The 21,160-nt window shown below is 66.4% G+C and carries 21 protein-coding genes; 10 read left to right on the top strand and 11 right to left on the bottom strand.

Translation table 11 applies throughout. From position 1 onward, the window contains the following. Positions 1-95: 95 nt before the first annotated feature. From AXW83_RS20415 to AXW83_RS20435, 5 genes are read right to left on the bottom strand one after another with little or no spacing between them, the layout of a single operon-like run. A complete protein-coding gene (locus AXW83_RS20415) occupies positions 96-941 on the bottom strand; it encodes an aldo/keto reductase (RefSeq protein WP_066616534.1) in 846 nt (281 codons plus the stop codon). A 46-nt stretch (positions 942-987) separates the two neighbouring features. Beyond that, on the bottom strand, positions 988-2,310 hold the full coding sequence (locus AXW83_RS20420) for a bifunctional folylpolyglutamate synthase/dihydrofolate synthase (protein WP_066616536.1): 1,323 nt from the start codon (positions 2,308-2,310) through the stop codon (positions 988-990). Between the two features lie 41 nt (positions 2,311-2,351). Further along, positions 2,352-3,248: an acetyl-CoA carboxylase, carboxyltransferase subunit beta gene (accD, locus tag AXW83_RS20425; protein ID WP_066616543.1), complete on the bottom strand. Its 897-nt coding sequence runs from the start codon at positions 3,246-3,248 to the stop codon at positions 2,352-2,354. A 37-nt stretch (positions 3,249-3,285) separates the two neighbouring features. After that, positions 3,286-4,131, bottom strand: coding sequence for a tryptophan synthase subunit alpha (trpA, locus tag AXW83_RS20430; RefSeq protein WP_066616547.1), 846 nt, complete (start codon positions 4,129-4,131; stop codon positions 3,286-3,288). 49 nt (positions 4,132-4,180) lie between these two features. Further along, positions 4,181-4,567, bottom strand: coding sequence for a DUF488 domain-containing protein (locus AXW83_RS20435; RefSeq protein ID WP_066616550.1), 387 nt, complete (start codon positions 4,565-4,567; stop codon positions 4,181-4,183). A 103-nt stretch (positions 4,568-4,670) separates the two neighbouring features. Between AXW83_RS20435 and AXW83_RS20440 the strand changes: the two genes are divergently transcribed. Further along, positions 4,671-4,916 (top strand): type II toxin-antitoxin system Phd/YefM family antitoxin, encoded by a 246-nt coding sequence (locus AXW83_RS20440; RefSeq protein ID WP_066616552.1) that lies wholly within the window; start codon positions 4,671-4,673, stop codon positions 4,914-4,916. A 3-nt stretch (positions 4,917-4,919) separates the two neighbouring features. Next, a complete protein-coding gene (locus AXW83_RS20445) occupies positions 4,920-5,372 on the top strand; it encodes a PIN domain-containing protein (RefSeq protein ID WP_066616554.1) in 453 nt (150 codons plus the stop codon). A 7-nt stretch (positions 5,373-5,379) separates the two neighbouring features. Here AXW83_RS20445 and AXW83_RS20450 read toward each other — a convergent pair whose 3' ends face one another. From AXW83_RS20450 to AXW83_RS20460, 3 genes are all read right to left on the bottom strand, one after another. Beyond that, positions 5,380-6,114, bottom strand: a complete 735-nt coding sequence (locus AXW83_RS20450) for an SIMPL domain-containing protein (RefSeq protein WP_066616556.1) — start codon at positions 6,112-6,114, stop codon at positions 5,380-5,382. Between the two features lie 122 nt (positions 6,115-6,236). Then, positions 6,237-7,457, bottom strand: coding sequence for a tryptophan synthase subunit beta (gene trpB, locus AXW83_RS20455; protein WP_066616558.1), 1,221 nt, complete (start codon positions 7,455-7,457; stop codon positions 6,237-6,239). Further along, positions 7,454-8,140, bottom strand: a complete 687-nt coding sequence (locus AXW83_RS20460) for a phosphoribosylanthranilate isomerase (protein WP_066616560.1) — start codon at positions 8,138-8,140, stop codon at positions 7,454-7,456. The genes trpB and AXW83_RS20460 overlap by 4 nt, the downstream gene beginning before the upstream one ends. A 105-nt stretch (positions 8,141-8,245) precedes the next feature. Between AXW83_RS20460 and AXW83_RS20465 the strand changes: the two genes are divergently transcribed. From AXW83_RS20465 to typA, 4 genes are all read left to right on the top strand, one after another. Then, complete coding sequence (locus tag AXW83_RS20465) at positions 8,246-9,532, top strand: TAXI family TRAP transporter solute-binding subunit (protein WP_066616563.1); 1,287 nt, start codon at positions 8,246-8,248, stop codon at positions 9,530-9,532. Between the two features lie 101 nt (positions 9,533-9,633). Next, positions 9,634-10,833 (top strand): glycosyltransferase family 61 protein, encoded by a 1,200-nt coding sequence (locus AXW83_RS20470; RefSeq protein WP_066616565.1) that lies wholly within the window; start codon positions 9,634-9,636, stop codon positions 10,831-10,833. 10 nt (positions 10,834-10,843) lie between these two features. Next, positions 10,844-12,043 carry an O-antigen ligase family protein gene (locus AXW83_RS20475; protein WP_066616575.1) on the top strand — a complete coding sequence of 400 codons (1,200 nt, stop codon included), beginning with the start codon at positions 10,844-10,846 and terminating at the stop codon, positions 12,041-12,043. A 164-nt stretch (positions 12,044-12,207) separates the two neighbouring features. Further along, positions 12,208-14,031: a translational GTPase TypA gene (gene typA / locus AXW83_RS20480; RefSeq protein WP_066616579.1), complete on the top strand. Its 1,824-nt coding sequence runs from the start codon at positions 12,208-12,210 to the stop codon at positions 14,029-14,031. A gap of 107 nt (positions 14,032-14,138) precedes the next feature. Here the strand turns inward: typA and ubiB are convergent, their stop codons facing one another. Together ubiB and ubiE are read right to left on the bottom strand one after the other, a co-directional pair. Beyond that, positions 14,139-15,695: a 2-polyprenylphenol 6-hydroxylase gene (ubiB, locus tag AXW83_RS20485; protein WP_066620936.1), complete on the bottom strand. Its 1,557-nt coding sequence runs from the start codon at positions 15,693-15,695 to the stop codon at positions 14,139-14,141. 103 nt (positions 15,696-15,798) lie between these two features. Beyond that, positions 15,799-16,560: a bifunctional demethylmenaquinone methyltransferase/2-methoxy-6-polyprenyl-1,4-benzoquinol methylase UbiE gene (gene ubiE / locus AXW83_RS20490; RefSeq protein WP_066616581.1), complete on the bottom strand. Its 762-nt coding sequence runs from the start codon at positions 16,558-16,560 to the stop codon at positions 15,799-15,801. A 111-nt stretch (positions 16,561-16,671) separates the two neighbouring features. Between ubiE and mutM the strand changes: the two genes are divergently transcribed. Continuing rightward, positions 16,672-17,574, top strand: coding sequence for a bifunctional DNA-formamidopyrimidine glycosylase/DNA-(apurinic or apyrimidinic site) lyase (gene mutM, locus AXW83_RS20495; RefSeq protein WP_066616584.1), 903 nt, complete (start codon positions 16,672-16,674; stop codon positions 17,572-17,574). 11 nt (positions 17,575-17,585) lie between these two features. On the opposite strand, the gene AXW83_RS20500 is transcribed toward mutM, so the two are convergent. Beyond that, on the bottom strand, positions 17,586-18,140 hold the full coding sequence (locus AXW83_RS20500; protein ID WP_066620938.1) for a lipocalin family protein: 555 nt from the start codon (positions 18,138-18,140) through the stop codon (positions 17,586-17,588). Positions 18,141-18,345: 205 nt separating this feature from the next. Between AXW83_RS20500 and AXW83_RS20505 the strand changes: the two genes are divergently transcribed. The 3 genes from AXW83_RS20505 to rpsT all read left to right on the top strand — a co-directional run bounded on the left by AXW83_RS20505 (position 18,346) and on the right by rpsT (position 20,691). Then, entirely contained in the window at positions 18,346-19,119 is a 774-nt protein-coding gene (locus AXW83_RS20505; protein ID WP_066616587.1) for an enoyl-CoA hydratase, read from the top strand. Between the two features lie 122 nt (positions 19,120-19,241). Continuing rightward, positions 19,242-20,240 carry a threo-3-hydroxy-L-aspartate ammonia-lyase gene (locus AXW83_RS20510; RefSeq protein ID WP_066616590.1) on the top strand — a complete coding sequence of 333 codons (999 nt, stop codon included), beginning with the start codon at positions 19,242-19,244 and terminating at the stop codon, positions 20,238-20,240. Positions 20,241-20,424: 184 nt separating this feature from the next. Then, positions 20,425-20,691, top strand: a complete 267-nt coding sequence (rpsT, locus tag AXW83_RS20515) for a 30S ribosomal protein S20 (protein WP_066616593.1) — start codon at positions 20,425-20,427, stop codon at positions 20,689-20,691. Positions 20,692-21,160: the final 469 nt, after the last annotated feature.

Genomic DNA, 21,160 nt, shown 5'->3' on the forward strand with positions numbered 1-21,160 from the left:
GAAACTCTGCAAGGCGCATCCTTGTAAAGCGCCAAGCCGAAATGTGGTTTCCGAAATCGCAGGAGCGTCCCCGGCTATGGCAGGCGTTTTCGATCTTACAGCATCGGCAGTGAGCGCGGCTTTGCTCCACGCGGCAGGGCGGCGTCGATCCGGGCGACCTCCTCCTCGGTAAGGCGCAGCGACAATGCGCCGGCATTATCCTCGACATGGGCGACGCTGGCGGCCTTCGGGATGGCGAAGACCGAGGGCCGCCGCGTCAGGAAGGCGAGGGCGACCTGCCGGGCGCTGGCGCCATGCGCCGAGGCGATTTCGGCCAGGACCTTGCCGCCTGCGCTGCCTGCTGGCGGGAAATCGTCCTGTCCGAAGGGGCTGTAGGCGGTGACGGCAATGCCATGGCGCTCGCACCACGGAATGACGGCATGCTCGATCGCCCGCTCAAGCAGATGGTAGAGTACCTGGTTGCAGGCGATGCGCCCGGGTCCCGCAACTGAAAGCGCCTCGTCGAGATCGTCGACGTCGAAGTTGCTGACGCCCCAGGACAGGATCTTCCCTTCCGCCTGCAGCGCGTCGAAAGCCGCAAATGTCTCGGCCAGCGGATAGGACCCGCGCCAGTGCAGCAGGTAGCAGTCGAGCCGGTCGCTGCGCAGACGCCTGAGCGTATCCTCGCAGGCCTTGCGCACCCCGGCCTTGGATGCGTTGGAGGGCAGCACCTTCGAAACAAGGAAGACATCGTCGCGCCGCCCGGCGATCGCCTCGCCGACGATCTCCTCGGAGCGCCCGGAGCCGTACATCTCCGCGGTGTCGACATGGCTCAGCCCGAGATCGAGCCCGCGCTGCAGGGCCGCGACGGCCTCGCGCCGGTCGGACATCTCGATGTTCCAGGTGCCCTGGCCAATGGCGGGGATGTCACGGCCGATTGATCCGAAGCGGTTCTGGGTCACGGTCGTCTCCACGATAAGTCTTTCTAACGGACATGCCAGCCAAGCCTCACACTGGCAGCGTCCCGTTCGCCGACAGCACCTCGCCGGCGAGATAAAGCGAGCCGCAGATCAGGATGCGCGGCGGGGCCGTCCAGTTACGGGCGCCGATCTCGCGCAGGGCCTGCTCAACCGAACCTGAAATCTCAGCCTGGAGCCCGACCTCGCGGGCCAGCATCGCCACTTCTTCCGCGGGACGGGCGGCGAGCGAGTTCTGGATCGGCACGGCGAAGAGCGCCTGCGCCAGCCCCTTGAAATGGGCGAGCGTCGCGCGCGCATCCTTGGTCGAAAGCAGGCCGACGATCATCGCCAGCGGTGCCGGGTTGCGATCGGCAAGGTCGGCCATGGCCTGCGCCAGCACGCGCCCGCCATCGGGGTTGTGGCCGCCGTCGAGCCAGAGTTCGGCGCGCGGCGGCACGAGTTCGACGAGCTTTCCGCGCGGCAACCGCTGCAGCCGCGCCGGCCAGTCGGCGGTCAGCATGCCCTGCTCGAAAGCGCGCGCCGGCAGGCCGCCATAGCCCGCTGCGCGCAGGGCCGCGATCGCGGTGCCGGCATTGACGTGCTGATGCCGGCCGGCGAGCCGCGGCAAGGGCAGGTCGAGCAGGCCCTCGCCGTCTTCATAGACCAGCCGGCCGCCATCCTCATGGACGTTGAAATCCTGGGCCCCGATCAGGATTTTCGAGGCGCCGACGCGCTCGGCCGTCGCTTCGAGCACCGCTGTGGGCTCGGGCTCCTGCGGCGCGATCACGGCCGGCGCGCCACGCTTGAAGATGCCGGCCTTTTCGGCCGCGATCTTGGTGACGGTGTCGCCGAGATATTCGGCATGGTCGAGCGAGATCGGCGTGACCACCGTACAGGCCGGGTGGGCGATCACGTTGGTCGTGTCGAGCCGGCCACCGAGCCCGGTTTCGAGCAGAACGACATCGGCGGGATGCTCGACGAACAGCAGAAAGGCGGCCGCCGTCGTGATCTCGTAGAAGGTGATCGGCTCGCCTGCATTGGCGCTTTCGCAGCGCTGCAGCGCCTCGACCAGCACGGCCTCGTCGACGAAACGGCCCCCGCCGGTCGCGCCGAGCCGGATGCGCTCGTGGAAACGCACCAGATGCGGCGAGGTGTAGACATGGACGCTCAGCCCTGCCGCCTCCAGGATCGCCCGCATGAAGGCGATCGTCGAGCCCTTGCCGTTGGTGCCGGCGACATGGATCACCGGCGGCAGGCGCTTGTGCGGATCGCCAAGCCGTTCCAGCAATCTGAGACTGCGGCCGAGCGAGAGGTCGATCAGTTTTGGATGCAGCGCCAGGAAGCGCGCCAGCAGCGTGTCGGAAGAGCTCATCGTGCCGTCCAGGCTCCCACCCGCGCCGGGCTCGCCATTCCTCAGGCAGCCTCGGCAGTGTCGGGAAGCGGCTTGACTGCGGCCTCCGGCGCCGGCTGCTTGGTCAGCAGGCGTCCGAGCCGGGCCAGCGTCTCCGGAATCTCGTGGCGGTGCACGACCATATCGACCATGCCGTGATCCTTGAGATATTCGGCGCGCTGGAAGCCGTCGGGCAGCTTCTCGCGGATGGTTTGCTCGATGACGCGCGGGCCGGCGAAGCCGATCAACGCGCCGGGCTCGGCGATATGGACATCGCCCAGCATGGCATAGGAGGCCGTGACGCCACCCGTGGTCGGGTTCGTCAGCACGACGAAGTAGGGCAGCCCGGCCGCGCGCAGCATCCGCACCGCAACGGTGGTGCGGGGCAGCTGCATCAGCGATAGGATGCCCTCCTGCATGCGCGCACCACCGGATGCCGCGAAGACGACATAGGGCGTTTTCTTCTCGATCGCGGTCTGCGCACCCTTGATGAAGGCCTCGCCGGCCGCCATGCCGAGCGAACCGCCCATGAAGTGGAAATCCTGGACCGCGAGCGTCATGGCCAGGCCCTTAACCCGGCCATAGCCGATCTTGAAGGCGTCCTGCGCCAAGGTCTTGGTGCGCGCATCCTTCAACCGATCCAGATAGCGCTTCTCGTCTCGAAACTTCAGCGGATCGGTGGCGACCTCGGGCAGAGCCACGTCGATCCACTTGCCTTCGTCGAAGGTCAGGCGCAGCCGGTCGGGCGCGGTCATGCGCATGTGGTGGTCGGATCCGGGGATGACGAAGCCGTTGGCCTCGACATCCTTGTGGAAGACCATCTGCCCGGAATCGGGGCATTTGATCCAGAGATTCTCCGGGCTCTCGCGCTTGAACAGCGTCTTGATCCGCGGCCGGACGACTTCGGAAATCCAGTTCATCGGATCATCCTCGAGAATTTCAGGCGTTCGGGGTGGTTCAGGCGGCAGCCTTCGCGGCCTGGCGCACGCCGGCTGCGAGTTCGGCGACCAGCGAAGTGACAGCCGAAACCGTCTTTTCCGTGGCCTTGCCGTCCGCATCGAGCGAGAGGCGGACGCGCTCGACCAGCGAGGAGCCGACGACGACGCCGTCCGCACCCTTCGCGATCGCAATGGCGTCGGCCGCCGTTTTGACGCCGAAGCCGACGGCGACGGGCAGGTCGGTATGGCGCTTGATCCGCGCGACCGCGTCCCCGACCGCGTCGTAGTTCGCGATGGTGCCGCCCGTGACACCGGTCACCGAAACATAATAGACGAAGCCCGACGTGTTCTGCAGCACTTTCGGCAGGCGCTTGTCGTCGGTCGTCGGCGTCGCCAGACGGATGAAGTTGACGCCTGCGGCCAATGCCGGCAGGCAGAGCTCGGCATCCTCTTCCGGCGGCAGATCGACGACGATCAAGCCGTCGACGCCGGCGGTCTTGGCATCCTGCAGGAAGCGTTCGACGCCATAGACATAGATCGGGTTGTAATAGCCCATCAGCACGATTGGCGTGTCGTGACCCGTCTTGCGAAAAGCGGTGACCATCGCAAGCGTCTTCTTCAGGGTCTGGCCGCCTTTAAGCGCGCGCTGCCCGGCCAGCTGGACCGGAATGCCGTCCGCCATCGGATCGGTGAAGGGCACGCCGAGCTCGATCAGGTCGGCCCCGGCCGCAGGCAGCGCGTGCAGGATCGCCGAGGCGGTGTCGAAATCGGGATCGCCGGCGGTGACGAAGGTCACCAGCGCGGCGCGGCCCTCCGAGGCGCAGGTCGCGAAGCGGGTCTGGATGCGGGTCGGGGCTGTCGTCATGAGGCTGCGGTTAGCATGGCGGGGCCGGGCTTGGCGAGAGGCTTGCGCCTCAGGCGATGTCGGCGCCGCGCTCGGACAGGAGCTGCCGCAGGATGGAGCGGTGGCAGCGCTCCTCCTGCTCGCAATAGCAGCCCACGGAGAGATCGGTCCTGTGGGATAATGCGGCGATGAGATCGAGCGTGCGGCTCGGCCCCGGCTCGCAGATCTGCGCCTTGAACGCTCGCGCGAAGCTCGTCCATTCGGCAACGGTAACGGCCGCCTGCCCCTTCGCCATCAGTTCGGCGCTGGGTGCGAGTTCGGGATACCAGACGTCGAACCAGTCATCGACCCCATAGCGCTCCTTGCGCACGCCGCGCGGCGGCCGGCGCACGGTCCCGATCCGCAGGCCTTCCTGCGGGTGGCGTGGCGTGCCGAGACGGACGATGCGGAGGGTCATGCGTATGGATAGCACGCGGCTGCGGCGCGGGAACTCCTGGCTGCGATTTGCGAGGAAGGGTTCAATATGCCAATGTAGTGAGATCACTACTTTGGAGGCAGGCATGGTCAAAACCGTTTCCGCCGCACAGGCTAACCGAGAATTCTCCAAGCTGATGCAGATCGCTGCGGCTGGCGAAGAGGTCGTGGTGACGTCGCGCGGGCAGCCAAAAGTCAAGATTGTGCGCGCCGACGATGCAGACAGCGAAACGGCGCGACGACAGAAGGCTTTTGATGAGTTGACGCGGCGGCTCAACAGCCAAACAGCTCAAAACCTGCCGCGCGCGACGCGCGACGACATGTATGAATGAGCCATGCTCGTCGCGTTCGACACGAATATTCTTGTTTATGCCGAAGGCCTGAACGATCCACAGCGCGAGACTCGGGCGAAGGAGATTCGTGCGAAGCTCGGAGGGGCCAGGATATTCTTGCCGTCTCAAGTCGTGGGCGAATTCTACAATGTCCTCACCCGCAAATACCGTATGGACCTTCATCGGTCGCGTAGCATTTGTCAGGAGTGGATAGACACCTGCGTTTCGAGTGCAGCAACCGAAGGGACGTTCGCGCATGCGATCGACCTCGCCACCGAGGCCGGCTTGCAAATATGGGATGCCGTGATCCTCGCGACAGCAGCCGACGCACATTGTACGGCGCTCCTGTCCGAGGACATGCAGCACGGCTTCGTCCATCGCGGGGTCACCGTGATCAACCCATTCGCGGGGCCCATGCATCCGTTGCTCACCGATGCTCTACGACATCTCAGGTGACTGCCCGCTATTTCTCGATGCGCCAGACCGTGCGCAGTGAACTTGTCACCGTGATTTCGCCGGGCTCGATGGCGATTGGAGCCGCCCCCGCAGCCATCCGGAAGGCGCGCATGTCGCCGGCGTTGCGGTTGGGCGCTTCGGCCTCAGCCTCGACGATCGAGACGAGGTCGCCGACCTTGACCCCAAGCGCCCTGGCATGGAGTTCGGCCCGCCCGCGGGCGGCTTCCGCCGCTTTCTGTCGCGCGGCGTCCTTTGCCTTGCTCTCGTCGGCGAGCCCGAAGCTGATGCCAGACATCTCGTTGGCGCCAGCCTTTGCGAGCGCGTCGATGACGGGGCCCGCCTTGGCGAGATCGCGGATGGTCACGGTCAGGCCGGTGCGGGCCTCGTAGCCGTCGATCGTCGCCGCGCGCGGGGGCTTGGGACCGGGCGCCGGGGCTTGCGTCATGCGCGGCGTCAGCGAGACCTGCGAGGTCATGATGTCGGCAGGCGCGATGCCCGCCGCCTTGACCGTTTCGACCAGCCGGGCGAGCGCCGGCGTGTTCTGTCCGAGCGCTTCGGCGGCGGTCTTGCCTTCGCTGACGATGCCGGCCTGTAGCACGGCGAGATCGGGCCTGAGCCGGACTTCGCCCTCGGTGCGGATGACGATGCCTTCGGCCGGAGCGGCATCTCGGCTTTGGGCCTCCGCATGGCCCGAGATGGCCAGCAGGGCCGCAAACAGGATCGACTTCTTGATGATTGCCACCGACCGGCTCCATTTTCGATCGCGCCAACGGCACGACCGGTCTGAGATAAGGGCGGCGGTTATTGTCATCCAATGTGTTTGGCGTGGGGCAAACCGGACGAAACAGTTGCCCGATCGTCCGGTTATGCCATCCCGCCCAGGATCTCCGCCACCTGCGGGATGTCCTTGTCGCCGCGCCCACAGAGATTCATTACCATCAGGTGGTCCCTGGGCAATTTCGGCGCGAGTTCGATCACCTTCGCCAAAGCGTGGGCCGGCTCCAGTGCTGGGATGATGCCCTCGAGCTTGGCGCAAAGCTGGAAGGCGTCCAGCGCCTCCTGATCGGTCGCCGAGATGTAGCTGACGCGGCCGGAATCGTGCAGCCAGGCGTGTTCGGGGCCGATACCGGGATAGTCGAGCCCGGCCGAGATCGAATGCGCGTCCTTGATCTGCCCGTCATCGTCCATCAGCAGATAGGTGCGGTTGCCGTGCAGGACGCCGGGCCGTCCGCCGGTGAGCGAGGCCGCGTGCTGTGCGGTCGAAAGCCCGTGGCCTGCCGCCTCGACGCCCCACATTTTTACGTTCGGATCGTCGAGGAAGGGGTGGAACAGGCCGATCGCATTCGACCCGCCGCCGATGGCGGCGATCAGCGAATCGGGCAGACGGCCTTCGGCCTCCTGCATCTGCTCGCGGGTCTCGTTGCCGATCACCGACTGGAAATCGCGCACCATCGCCGGATAGGGATGGGGGCCCGCCGCGGTACCGATGCAGTAGAAGGTGGTCGCGACATTTGTGACCCAGTCGCGCAGGGCCTCGTTCATCGCGTCCTTCAGCGTCTTGGTGCCCGACTGCACGGGCACGACCTGTGCGCCGAGCATCTTCATGCGGAAGACGTTGGGCGCCTGCCGGGCGACGTCGACCGCGCCCATATAGACGATGCATTCCAGCCCGAAGCGGGCGCAGAGCGTCGCGGTCGCGACACCGTGCTGGCCGGCGCCGGTCTCGGCGATGATGCGCTTCTTGCCCATGCGCCGCGCCAGCAGGATCTGGCCGAGCACGTTGTTCACCTTGTGCGCGCCGGTGTGATTCAGTTCGTCGCGCTTGAAGTAGATTTTGGCGCCGCCGAGATGTTCTGTGATGCGCTCGGCGTAGTACAGCGGCGAGGGCCGGCCGACATAGTGCTTCAGGTAGCTCGCCATGTCGCTCTGGAAGCCGGGATCGACCTTGGCCGCCGCATAGGCCTCCTCCAGCGACAGCACGAGCGGCATCAGCGTCTCGGCGACGAAGCGGCCGCCGAAGATGCCGAAGCGGCCGTTCTCGTCGGGGCCGGAGCGGTAGGTGTTGGGGTTCTGGGGCGCGTTCATGTCCGGCCTGCCTCTTCGTTCGAACTCTGCGCGGCGCGCGCCGCCACGACGAAATCCCTGATCCGCCCGGCATCCTTGACGCCCGGAGCGCTCTCGACGCCCGACGAGACGTCGACGCCGGCCGGCTTTGCGATGCGGATCGCCTCGGCCACATTCGCGGGATCGAGCCCGCCCGATAGCATGAAGCGCAAAGCGGGGTCGAGGCCGGCGAGCAGCGTCCAGTCGAAGGTCCTGCCATGGCCGCCCGGGTAAGCCGCGTCCTTCGGCGGCTTGGCGTCGAGCAGGATCAGGTCGGCGCTCCCACGATAGGTTTCGATCGCCGCGAGGTCCTCGCGGCCGGCAATGCCGAGCGCCTTCATCACCGGCAGGCCCGTCGCGGCCTTGATGGCGCGGACCTGCTCCGGCGTCTCGCGGCCGTGCAACTGAAGCCAATCCGGCTTCAGCGTCTCGGCCAGCGCCACCGCCTCCTTCTCGTCCCAATCGACGATGAGCGCGACGATCTGCGTCCTGCCGCGGGCGATGGCGGCGAGTTCGCGGGCGCGCTCGAGCGCAACATAGCGTGGGCTCTTCGGGTGGAAGTTGAGGCCGATCATCTCGGCGCCTGCCTCCAGCGCGGCCGTCAGGGTCTGCGGAGTCGAGAGACCGCAGATCTTCACCAGGAATCCGGTTTCAACATCGTTCATGCGCCCGCCATAGCATGATCGTGCACGCCGCCGCACTTGCGACATGATGGCCGTCGAAGCCATGCTGTGGTCGAGGCGACGACGGAACGGTCAGGATCGTTGGGGATGGGGCGGCGCGGTTTCACGGCTATGGCGGGGCTGCTGGCGATTTTTGGCGTGACGGCGGCGGTCTTCTACTTCGCCAGTCAGCCGAAGACCCTGCGGCTCGCCGTTGGGCCGCTCGGCTCGGAAGACGCCCGCATGGCGACCGGCTTCGTGCAGGGGCTCAATCGCGAGAAATCGTCGATCCGCATCCGGCTGCTGCTGACCGAGGGCTCGGAGGAGAGCGCCAAGCGCCTCGACGATGGCCAGGCCGATCTCGCAATCGTGCGCCCTGACATCGCACTGCCGGCACAAGGCGATACAGCGCTGATCACCAGGCGCACCTTTCCGTTCATTATCACGACGAAGGAGACGGCGATCGGACGCATCGCCGATCTGCGCGGCCGCAAGATCGGCGTTTCGCGCAATCCGGCCGGCAATATCATGCTGCTGCAGCGCGTCTTGGCGCAGTACGAGGTCAGGCCCGACGAGGTCGAAATCGTCGGCGTGACGCAGGACGAGATCGTGCCTTTCGCGAAGGAAGGCCGCATCGACGCCTTCTTCTCGGTCAACGCCGTCGGCTCGCTGACCAACAACGAGGGCCTCAACCGTCTTCGGTCTGCCTGGGGCGAGGACCCCGTGCTGATCCCCATCCGCGAGGCCGAGGCGATCAAGGCCCGCTACCGTGCGATCGAGACCGGCGAGATCGTGCGCGGCGCGCTGGGCGGCGACCCGCCCCGCCCCCTGGAGAACCTGCCGACGATCTCGGTGACCTCGCGGCTGATGGCGTCCCAGAACCTCGACGACAATCTGGTCGGTCTCGTCGTCAAGGAGGTGCTCGGCCTACGCCTCACGCTTGCCGCCGAACTGCCGTCGATCCAGGGCCTGGAGACACCTTCCACCGACAAGGATGCGCCGTTGACGGTCCATTCCGGCGCAGCTGCCTTCATCGACGGCGAGCAGGAGACCTTCTTCGAGCGCTACGGCGACTGGTTCTATCTTGGCGTGATGGGGCTTTCGATGCTGGGCACCGGCGCCGCCGGCTTGCTGGGGCAGGAAAGCGCGGCCCGCCGGCGGCGGGCGATGTCGGGGCTCGACGAATTGCTGGCGCTGCTACCTGGAATCCGCAGCTGTTCCGACGAGATCGAACTGGCGCGGCTCGACCGCGAGGCCGACACGATCTTGACGAGGGTTCTCAGCGATTTCGCCAAGGGCGATCTCGACGGCTCGGGGCTCGCGGCATACCGGCTTGTGATGGACCAGGTCGGCCGGGCCGTGGCGGAGCGGCGCCGCTTGCTGCTGGAGGTCTAGCTCAAGCCCGTCGGTTGCGTGAGGCAATCTCAGCGGGTATGCCGCGACACGGACGCCGCAGGATCGATGCGCGCGACAGGGCCGGTGGTCAGGAGACGGGCTTGGCTCGGCATCACACCTTCTTCGACCGCTTGTTCGATCTCAAGCCCAAGGCCTTCGCACTCAGCGAGGCCGTGCTCGGCCATTATCCCAGGACGAGGCTGCTCTCGGGCTTCTTCCCGGATTTCGGTTGGCCTGATGCAAGCCGCGTGCGCGTGTTCGAGGATCGGCGCTGGCGGCACGCGCTCAACGGTCCTGCCTATGACGCCGTCCGGCCGCTGGTCTGCGACCGCAATGTGGATGTGCTGAACCCGCTGGACACGGCCTGCGAGGCCGGTTTCTCTCGGACCATGATCGTCGAGATCGCCGGCGTCGTCGTCCCAGGGCATACGCTGACCGCCGTCGACGCAGCCTCCGGCAGCCAGATTTCTCTGGGCCAGCAGGGCAAGGCGCGCTGGTCCTTCGCCTATCCCGGCCCCATCGCCCTGAAGCGGATCGCCGTGGGCCAGCCTTGTCTAGCGATCCCGCCGATCCGGCATTACGGGCATCTGATGACGGATGTGCTGATGCCGATCTGCGAGGCGATCCGGATCGGCGCGATCACCGATCGGGAAGAACTCGTGGTCTTCACCGGCGACCATCCGCCGCTGGTCTCGTCCTTCATCGACGGCATGAGGGCCACGGGCCTTCGCGTCAGGCGGATGCCGCTGGCGCCGACGGAGCATGTCGTCACCGACCGCTATCTCTATGCGCGCAGCCATTCCCCGAACATCGAGCAGATCTTCGGCGTGCCCGAGGCCTGCGCCACTGCGCTTTCGCTGTTTCAGGCCGCCTATCGCAGCAAGCCGGCCACGGCTGCCTCGCGACGCGTCTATCTCAAGCGAAAAGGCCATCGCCAGCGTGTCGTCGCTGGCGAGGATGCGTTGGTCGCGCGGCTCGAGCAGGCGGGGTTTTCGGTGCTGGAACCGGACTGGACCAACCATGCCGACCAGATTTCGGCCTGCGCAGGCGCCGACGTTATCGCTGCGGTTCATGGCGCGGCACTGGCCAATGTCCTGTTCTGCAAGCCCGGCGCGACCGTGATCGAGCTGATGGCGACGGATGGCCGCAAATCGACCGGACTGCACTGGTCGGCGGCGGTAGGCGCGCGCTATGTGCCGGTCTTCGGTGGCAAGGAGGGCAGCAGGCAGTCCTTCGCGATCGATCCCGAGGAGACCGCGCGCGCGATTATCGCAGCGGCGGACGGGCTTCAGCCGCGATGAGTTACCGTCGATGACGATGAAGCGGTTCTATCTGCCGGCGGGCGCTCCGCTGCGTGATATCGTTTGCATGGCGGCCTTCCTGAGCCTGCTCGTCTTCGCCTATTTCATCGGCAAGAACACCTCGGCCAAGCTGATGATCGCCGCGCTGGTCGTCATCGTCGCGACGGATGCGACCTTGCTGCGCGATCGCCTGCCGCGCGCGGTCGCTGCGGGCCTGTTCGGCCTTGCCGCCTTTGCGGCCTGGTCGATGCTGGGCCTGATCGCCAATGGCACCGCATGGGGCCGCGCCGGCGAGGTCGTCGCGAGCTTCCTGCTGCTGGGGATCGTCATTCTGGCAGGACGACGCCTGATCGCCTGTTGCGGACTGCGCATGATCTGCCTCTCGATCATCGCCGTCGCCTCCCTGAGCGCGCTGGCGTCGATCGGGCTACACCTTCTGGAGGGGCAGGGGTGGACAGGCCGGCTGACACCGCTCGGACGTCCGGGCAACGCCATTCCCGGCGCCGGCGGGCTGTGCCTCGCATTGATCGCGGCAGCGACAGTGCTGCGCGGCCTCTGGCATCTCTCGCCGGGCCGGCGGTCACTGCTGCTAGCAGCTTTGGTTCCGATTGTGACGGCCGTGGTCATGACCCAGAGCCGGGGACCGATGATCGCGGTGGCTGTCGCGCTTGTCGCGATGCTGGCGCCATGGCGGCTGTCGGCCGGCCGGCTCGCGATCCTGGCACTGGTGAATTGGGCGCTGGTGACGGGGTTGATCTTTGCCGATCCCTATCTGCGCTCTCTGTTGTGTATCGACGAGATCAATTTCTGCCGGCCGTCGGCGCGGCTGCAGATCTGGGGCTGGGTCGCCGACCATGTCGTCCGTAACCCGATCTTCGGCCTGACGCCGGTCTACCGCTTCGACGATTCGACCTTCAACCATCCCCATAACGGGCTGCTGGGAACGATGATGTTCTTCGGCATCCCCGGACTGGCGCTGTTTCTTGCGCTGGCGCTGATCTACAGCCGCCATCTCGCCAGCCGCAGCGCCGAGATCGGCATTTTTGCTTCCGGTGCGGTGATCTTCAGCTTCGGCTATATGGGATCGGACCTCTCGAACCCCTTCGCCTTCGCCAACATGCACTATCTGTTTCTCTGGCTGCCGCTCGCCTTCGGCCTCGCGGCGCCGGCGGAAAACGCCGCACCGGCCGCTTACTCCGCTGCCCGTTAAGGCAATGCGCGAGGCGGGATGCGCAAATTCCGCCTATGCCGTTGCCCAAACGGCCTCCAGCGTTTATGTGCAGCGCAGCGAATTCCAGATTCCTCGTGAACGGGCTGCGCCGGCAGGGCTTTGATCCTCGCCGGCTTGTGGCCATGACAAAGGCCCTTACCCGCATGTCCATGCGCAATATCGCCATCATCGCCCACGTCGACCACGGCAAGACCACGCTGGTCGACAAGCTCCTTCAGCAGTCGGGCACCTACCGCGACAACCAGCGCGTGATCGAGCGCGTGATGGACTCCAACGAGCTGGAGAAGGAGCGTGGCATCACCATCCTGGCCAAGGCGACCTCGGTCGTCTGGAAGGATGTTCGCATCAACATCGTCGACACCCCCGGCCACGCCGATTTCGGCGGCGAGGTCGAGCGCATCCTGAACATGGTCGACTCGGCCATCGTGCTGGTCGATGCGGCCGAGGGCCCGATGCCGCAGACCAAGTTCGTGGTCTCCAAGGCGCTGAAGCTCGGCCTCAGGCCCATCGTGGCGATCAACAAGGTCGACAAGCCCGACGCCCGCGTCACCGAAGTCATCAACGAGGTCTTCGACCTCTTCGCCGCGCTCGACGCCAATGACGAGCAGCTCGATTTCCCGATCCTCTACGGTTCGGGCAAGCAGGGCTGGATGGCCCATGACCCCGCCGGTCCGCAAGATCAGGGCCTCGCCCCGATGTACGACCTCATCCTCAGCCATGTGCCCGAGCCGCGCATCGAGGAAGGCCCGTTCCGGATGCTCGGCACGCTGCTCGAAGCCAACCCCTATCTCGGCCGCATCATCACCGGCCGCGTCGTCTCGGGTTCGGCCAAGCCGAACCAGCAGATCAAGGTGCTGTCGGGCGACGGCACGCTGGTCGAGAGCGGCCGCATCACCAAGATCCTGGCCTTCCGCGGCCTCGAGCGCACGCCGATCGAGGAAGCCATCCCCGGCGACATCGTTTCCATCGCCGGGCTGGTGAAGGGCTCGGTCGCCGACACCTTCTGCGATCCGAGCGTCGAGATCGCGATCAAAGCCCAGCCGATCGATCCGCCAACGGTGTCGATGACCTTCATGGTCAACGATTCCCCGCTGGCCGGCACCGAGGGCGACAAGGTCACCACCCGCGTCATCCGCGATCGCCTCCTCAAGGAGGCCGAGGGCAATGTCGCGCTGAAGATCGAGGAGGCCAAGGACAAGGACAGCTACATCGTCTCCGGCCGCGGCGAATTGCAGCTTGCCATCCTGATCGAGCAGATGCGCCGCGAGGGCTTCGAGCTCGGCGTCTCGCGTCCGCGCGTGGTGCTGCGGCGCGACGAGGGCGGTCAGCTGCTGGAGCCGATCGAGGAGGTCATCATCGACGTCGACGAGGAGCATTCCGGCGTCGTCGTGCAGAAGATGTCCGAGCGCAAGGCCGACATGCTGGAGATGCGTCCCTCGGGCGGCAACCGCCTGCGGCTGGTCTTCCACGCCCCGACGCGCGGCCTGATCGGCTATCAGGGCGAACTCCTGACCGACACGCGCGGCACGGCGATCATGAACCGGCTGTTCCATGCGTATCTCCCCTACAAGGGCGAGATCGGCGGCCGCCGCAACGGCGTGCTGATCGCGATGGAGACCGGCGAGGCCGTGGCCTATGCGCTGTGGAACCTGGAAGACCGCGGCCCGATGATGATCGAGCCCGGCTGGAAGGTCTATCAGGGCATGATCGTCGGCGAGCACACCCGCGAGAACGATCTCGAGGTGAACGTTCTCAAGGGCAAGAAGCTCACCAACATCCGCACCACCTCGAAGGACGAGGCGGTGCGCCTGACCCCGCCGATCCGGATGACGCTGGAGCGGTCGCTGGCCTGGATCGACGACGACGAACTTGTCGAAGTGACGCCGAAGTCGATCCGCCTGCGCAAGGGCGTGCTCGACCCCAACGAGCGCAAGCGCTCGCAGAAGATGAAGCAGGAAGTGGCGTAAGCGACTTTCCAGCGCGAGCTGCCGGTTACGGCAGTTCCCACGTCATGGCCGGGCTCGTCCCGGCCATTTTCGTTTTTGGGATGCCCGGCGAAGACGGGAATGCCGGCCTACGCGAACACCGCCCAGGCCAGCAGCGCCGCGATCAGCCACAGCGCCCAGTTGCCCCAGCGGTTGCGCTGCGCCTCGGCACGCCCGATCGCGGCGATTGAGCGTTCATCGAGCGAGAAGCCGTGGCGCGAGGATTCTTCGAGCTGTCCCAGCACGCGCTCGGCCCGGCCGACCGTCTCCGGCAGGGACGCCAGACTGAAGGCGAGCGAACGCGCGCCCCGCCCTGCCTCCTCGATCCGGCCGAGCGGACCAAGATTGCGGGTGATCCAGTCGCGCACCACCGGCTCGGCAGTCGTCCACATGTCGAGCTGCGGATCGAGCGTGCGGGCCACGCCCTCGACCACGACCATGGTCTTCTGCAGCATCACCAGTTCGGTGCGGGTCGCCATGTCGAACAGGCCGGTGATCTCGAAGAGCAGGGTCAGGACTTTCGCCATCGAGATCTGGTCGGCGCTCTTGTCGTGGATCGGCTCGCCGACGGCGCGGATCGCCTGGGCGAAGTCCGCGACCGCATGATGGGCCGGGACATAGCCGGCCTCGAAATGGACCTCGGCCACGCGGGTGTAGTCGCGGGTGATGAAGCCGAGCAGGATTTCGGCGAGGAAGCGCCGTTCCTTCAGGCCGAGCCGGCCCATGATGCCGCCATCGACGGCGACCAGCCGCCCCTGGGGATCGACGAACAGGTTTCCGGGATGCATGTCGGCATGGAAGAAGCCGTCGCGAATGGCATGTTTCAGGAAGGACTGGATCACGGTGCGGCTCAGCACCTGGAGATCGTGGCCCGCCGCGACCAGCCCCTCGACATCCGACAGCCGCGTGCCGTCAATCCATTCGTCGACCAGCATCTCGCGGGCGGTCAGTTGCCAGTCGGGCACCGGCACGCGAAAATCGCTGTCGTCCTTCGTGTTTTCGGCGAATTCGGAAAGGGCGGCCGCCTCCAGCCGCAGATCCATCTCCATCGTCACCGAGCGCGCCAGCGTCTCGACGATGCCGGAAAAGCGAAGCCGCCGCGCCTCGGCCGAGCGCGCTTCCGCCAGTTCCGCGCCGAAGCGCATCGCGGCGAGATCGCGGTGGAAGCGGTCGCGGATGCCGGGCCTGAGCACCTTGACCGCGACCTCTGAGCCGTCCTGCAGCCGGGCGCGATGGACCTGCGCGATGGAAGCCGCGGCGACCGGCGGCCCGAACGCGGCAAAAATCGCCTCGACCGGCCGGTTATGGGCGGCCTCGATCGCGGCCCGTGCCTGCTCGATGGGGAACGGGGCCATCCGGTCCTGCAGTGCCGAGAGATCCGAGGCGATCTTCATGCCGACGACATCGGGCCGCGTCGCCAGGAACTGGCCGAACTTGACGTAGGACGGGCCCAGCCGCGTCAGCGCAGCCGCGAGCCTTGTCGCCGAGGAGCCCGCGCCCTTGCGCTCGATCAGCCGCCCGAGCCGGATCGCGCCCCGCGCCAGCGGCGGCAGCACGGACGGATCGACCAACGCAAGCGCGCCCTCGCGCGCCAGCACGAAGCCGACGCGCGCCGTGCGGGCGAGATGGAAGAGCGAGGTGATCATGCGCGGATTGTCATGGTCGGGCTCGATCCGACCATCTCCCTCCGCAAGAGGCCGCCTGACCGAGATGGTCGGGTCGAGCCCGACCATGACGCCATGGCCATCCTCACAGCTTCCAGCCGGAATGCAGCGCCACGACCCCGCCGGTCATCGGCGTGAACTTCGCCCGCCGGAAGCCGGCATCCTCTATCATGGCGGCGAAGGCCTGCGGCCTTGGAAACTTGCGGATCGACTCGACGAGGTACTGGTAGGGCTCGGCCTCGCCCGTCACCATCCGCCCCATCGGCGGAATGACGTTGAAGGAATAGGCCTCGTAGACCTTGTCGAGGAGGGGCACATCGACATGGCTGAATTCGAGGCAGAGGAACCGCCCGCCGCGCTTGAGCACGCGAAAGGCCTCGGCCAGCGCCTTGTCGATGCGCGGCACGTTCCGGATGCCGAAGGCGATGGTGTAGGCGTCGAAATGAGCGTCGGGCAGGCCGAGCTCTTCCGCATTGCCCTGGACAAAGCGGATGCGCTCGTCGCCGGGAAAGCGCTTTTCGGCACGCTCGCGCCCGACGGCCAGCATCTCCGCATTGATGTCGAGCACGGTGACGTCGGTCTGCGGGCCGCCCGCATCCAGCACCTGGAAGGCGACGTCGCCCGTGCCGCCGGCGACGTCGAGATGGCGGAAGGGCCGGTCCTTGGCGGGCTTCAGCGTGGTGATCAGCGCGTCCTTCCAGAGCCGGTGCAGGCCCACCGACATCAGGTCGTTCATCAGGTCGTAGCGGCCCGCGACCTTGTGGAAGACGTCGTCGACCTTGGCCTGCTTCTCGTCGAGCTTCACGGTCTCGAAGCCGAAATGGGTGGTGTCGGAGGCTGCTGTCACGGCTCGGCTGCTCTTGTGCAAGACTATCTTGTTTTCGCCCGATGCGATGAATAGCCAAACGAGCGGGGCTTGTCGCGGCCCGTCTCGACGCAGCCTACAGAGTGAACCGGAATGCCCGAACTTCCCGAGGTCGAGACCGTCCGGCGCGGGCTGGAGCCCGCCATGCTCGGACAGGTCTTCGCGCGCATCGAGCAGAACCGGCCCGATCTGCGCTTTCCCCTGCCGCAGCGCTTCGTCGAGCGCCTGACCGGCCGCAAGGTCGAGGCGCTTTCGCGTCGCGCGAAATACCTGATCGCCGATCTCGACGACGGGCAGGCGCTGATCATGCATCTGGGCATGAGCGGGCGCTTCGTCGTCGAGGCGCCCGGTACGCCGCCGGTCGAGCCCGGCGCCTATTACAACGAGATCGGCCGGCACCTGCAGCACGATCATGTCGTCTTCCATCTCGGCTCGGGCGCGCGCGTCACCTATAACGACGTGCGCCGCTTCGGCTTCATGGACCTGGTGCCGCGCGCCGATCTCACCGCCTCGAAGCATTTTGCGGGCATGGGCATCGAGCCGCTGGGCAACGAGCTTTCCGGCGAGACGCTGGCGAAACTCTTCGCCGGAAAATTCGCGCCGCTGAAGGCGGCGCTCCTCGACCAGCGGCTGGTGGCGGGCCTGGGCAACATCTATGTCTGCGAGGCGCTGTTCCGCGCAGGCCTCCATCCGGAAGCGCCGGCCGGCTCGATCGCGACAGCCACGGGCCGGCCGCGTCCGGCGGCCCATGAGCTGGCGCGGATCATCCGCGAGGTGCTGGAGGAGGCGATCCTGTCGGGCGGCTCGACGCTGCGCGACTTCGCCCAGACGGACGGCTCGCTCGGCTATTTCCAGCATCGCTTCAAGGTCTACGACCGCGAGGGGCAGCCCTGCACGGCGCCGGGCTGCGTCATGGCAGTGAAGCGCCTGGTCCAGTCCGGCCGCTCGACCTTCTATTGCGAGAGCTGTCAGCCGCGCGCGGCGAAGCGCGGCTGACAGGCCGATACTCAGCGCTTCGGCTGTTCCGGAAATTCGAGCTTCGAGACGTGGTAGCCGAGTTCGCTCGCGCGTTTCACCAGCCGCTGGCGCTGCGCTTCGCCGATCTGCGGGTTGCGGGTGAAGATATAGAGATCCTTGAGGGTCGGGTCGGCCGAGATAAACCAGCTGTAGTCGGCGGCGCGATCGAGGATCCAGTAGTCGCGCACGACCGGCACGACGCCGAGCACGGTGTAGGTCACGCGCAGCTTGGCATTGGTGCCGGGGTCGAGGATCTCGCCGGGGCCGCCGATCGTCTTCGGCTCGCCGGCCGGCGTGCCCATCCGGCAGGAATCGAGCACCTCGATCCGGCCTAGCGCGCTGCGCTTGTATTCGGTCGCGCCAGCGACGCAGCCATCGGTGATCGCCATCGGGCGGCGCGCGATCTCGTGCCAGAGGCCCGTATAGAGACGGCCGGCATCGATAGCCCTGGCCGGCTGCGGCGCAACCGCTTCGGGCATGGCGCCGCCGGCGCAGCCCGCCAGCAGCATCCCGGCGGCAAGGGCTGTGAGGATGTGTCGCTTCATCGAGAAATTCTCCGCTGCCCCCAGCGCCGGCGACCGGATCGGCCACTGTTCTTCATCAGATTTACGCGCGAAGGCGGTCTTCGGATCCATCGCCCCTTGCCCGGCTCGTCCGCGATGGCGCAGCCTGCCTTGCGCGGGCGCGCATGGACTTGGACGCGCTCTCCCCGCTAAAGCTCGCTCAACAGCAAGCATCCGGGAGGCCGCCATGGCTTATGAGACCATTCTCGTCGAGACGAAGGGCAAGGTCGGCGTCGTCACGCTGAACCGCCCACAGGCCCTGAACGCGCTGAACGGCCAGCTCATCGGCGAGGTCAATGCGGCGATAGACGGCTTCGAGTCCGATGCCGGCATCGGCTGCATCGTAATCACGGGTTCCGAGAAGGCCTTTGCCGCCGGCGCCGATATCAAGGAGATGCAGAATCGGACCTACCCGGAGACTTATCTCGACGACCGCTTCGCCGATTGGGACCGCATCGGTCAGCGCCGCAAGCCCATCATCGCCGCGGTTGCGGGATTTGCGCTCGGCGGCGGCTGCGAACTCGCGATGATGTGCGATTTCATCATTGCCGCCGACAACGCGAAATTCGGCCAGCCCGAGATCAATCTCGGCGTCATTCCCGGCGCCGGCGGCACCCAGCGCCTGACCCATGCGATCGGCAAGGCCAAGGCGATGGATCTGTGCCTGACCGGGCGGATGATGGACGTGACCGAGGCCGAGCGGGCCGGCCTCGTCGCGCGGATCGTGCCGTTGGCCGAACTGATGGCGGAGACAATGAAGGCCGCCGAGGCGATCGCATCGAAATCCCTGCCCTCCGTCGTGATGGCGAAGGAGGCGATCAACCGCGCCTTCGAGGTGACGCTGAACGAGGGCCTGCGCTTCGAGCGCCGTGTGTTTTCGTCGCTGTTTGCGACGCAGGATCAGAAGGAAGGCATGGCCGCCTTCGTCGAGAAGCGGAAGCCCGAGTTCAAGAACCGGTAATCGGCGTTCGAAGGTTGCGACCGATCACCATCATGCATGGCGGGCGTGACGTTCTTTGACTTGAACCGTCCCGTCTTCTGCCGGCACGATGGCGGCCTCAGATTCCAAGCAGGATTATCGTCATGACTGCCGCGCTTGCCTCCGCCCCGAGCGGCCTCGTCTTGCCGACCTATGCCGATGTCGAGATTGCCGCCGGCCGGATCAGGGGCGTCGCCCATCATACGCCGGCCTTGACCTCGCGCACCGCCGACGAGCGGACGGGCGCGAGCCTCGTCTTCAAGCCCGAGAACCTGCAGCGCATGGGCGCCTTCAAGTTCCGCGGTGGCTTTAACGCGATCTCGGCGCTGACGCCGGCGCAGAAGAAGGCCGGCGTGCTGACCTTCTCCTCGGGCAACCATGCCCAGGCGATCGCCCTGTCGGGGCAGCTTCTCGGCGTGCCGACCACCATCATCATGCCGGAGGACGCCCCGGCTGCGAAGGTCGCCGCGACCAGGGCCTATGGCGGCGAGATCGTGCTCTACGACCGCTATACGCAGGATCGTCTCGAAATCGGCACCAGGCTCGCCGCCGAACGCGGCCTCAGCCTGATCCCGCCCTATGACCACCCCGACGTCATCGCCGGCCAAGGTACGGCGTCGAAGGAGCTGATCGAGGATGCCGGCCCGCTCGACATCCTTCTGGTCTGCCTGGGCGGCGGCGGGTTGCTGGCGGGCGCGGCGCTCGCCGCCAAGGCGCTGAACCCGGCCTGCAAGGTCTATGGCGTCGAGCCCGAGGCGGGCAATGACGGCCAGCAATCCTTCCGCTCCGGCAGAATCGTCAAGATCGCGGTGCCCAAGACCATCGCCGACGGGGCGCAGACGCCGTTCCTCGGCGATTATACCTTTCCGATCATCCAGGCTCTTGTCGAGGATATCGTTACCGTCAGCGACGCCGCTCTGGTCGAGGCCATGGCCTTTTTCGCCGAGCGCATGAAGCTCGTGGTCGAGCCGACGGGCTGCTTGGCGGCAGCCGCCGCTTTCACCGGCGCGGTGCCGGTGAAAGGCAATCGCGTCGGCGTCATCCTGAGCGGCGGCAATGTCGATCTGGCGAGCTTCGCCCGCTTCATCGCGCCGCCTGCGTGAAATCCCGCCGCCCGATGTCATTCCGGCGTTGACGGGGCGCATTCGAGCGACTATACGCCAGCCTCTCGCAACGGCCTGCGCAAGCATCGGCCGCTGCCTAGGATTTTCCATCACGGTCGCGTTCCGACCCCGCCAGGCGCAGAGCCGAAGGCGCGCGGACGCGATGACAACGAGGACGTATTCGATGGCCAATACGACGTCGGCCAAAAAGGCCACGCGCAAGATCGTGCGTCGCACCGAGGTCAATAAGGCGCGCCGTTCGCGGATGCGCACCTTCCTGCGCAAGGTCGAGGAGGCGATCGCCTCCGGCGACAAGAGCGCCGCGGCCGACGCCCTGAAGGCCGCCCAGCCGGAGATCATGCGAGCCGCCCAGAAGGGTGTGGTTCACAAGAACACGGCTTCGCGGAAAGTCTCGCGTCTGGCGCATCGGGTCAGCGCTCTCGCCTCCTGAAGCCAGCCCGACCAGGACTGTTTTCGACTGTTGCAAACCCGGCCGCGAGGCCGGGTTTTTCGTTGGCTGCAGATGTGATGTGGCCCCACCGCCACACTGCGCCGAGACCAGAAATTCGTGCCGAGACAAGGCGATTTCGCAATCTTTCCACTGCTTTGCGCGCTTGACTCTCGAGGCGATTTTCGGGCGCGAATCGGGCCCTTGCCTGGGTTTTGACCGCGCAGATAAAGCCCATATTTTTCATGATCTTAGCGGGCAAAGGATTTGCAGGCAGGGATTCGCACGAGCCCGCCGCCCGCCCGCCGCCTGATCGGAAAAAAAAGATTCAGGCACGCCACCACGAGCCCCTGGTAAAGAAATCCTTAAGTTCCCCAACCAATTGCAGGGCGCCTGCCGGTCGGTCAGCTAGGGCCGCGATGGCCTTGAGTCAGGGGCGCCGCGCGGCAAGCATATTGCTCCCGTTCGAGAG

Source organism: Bosea sp. PAMC 26642, from assembly GCF_001562255.1.
Taxonomy (GTDB): domain Bacteria; phylum Pseudomonadota; class Alphaproteobacteria; order Rhizobiales; family Beijerinckiaceae; genus Allobosea.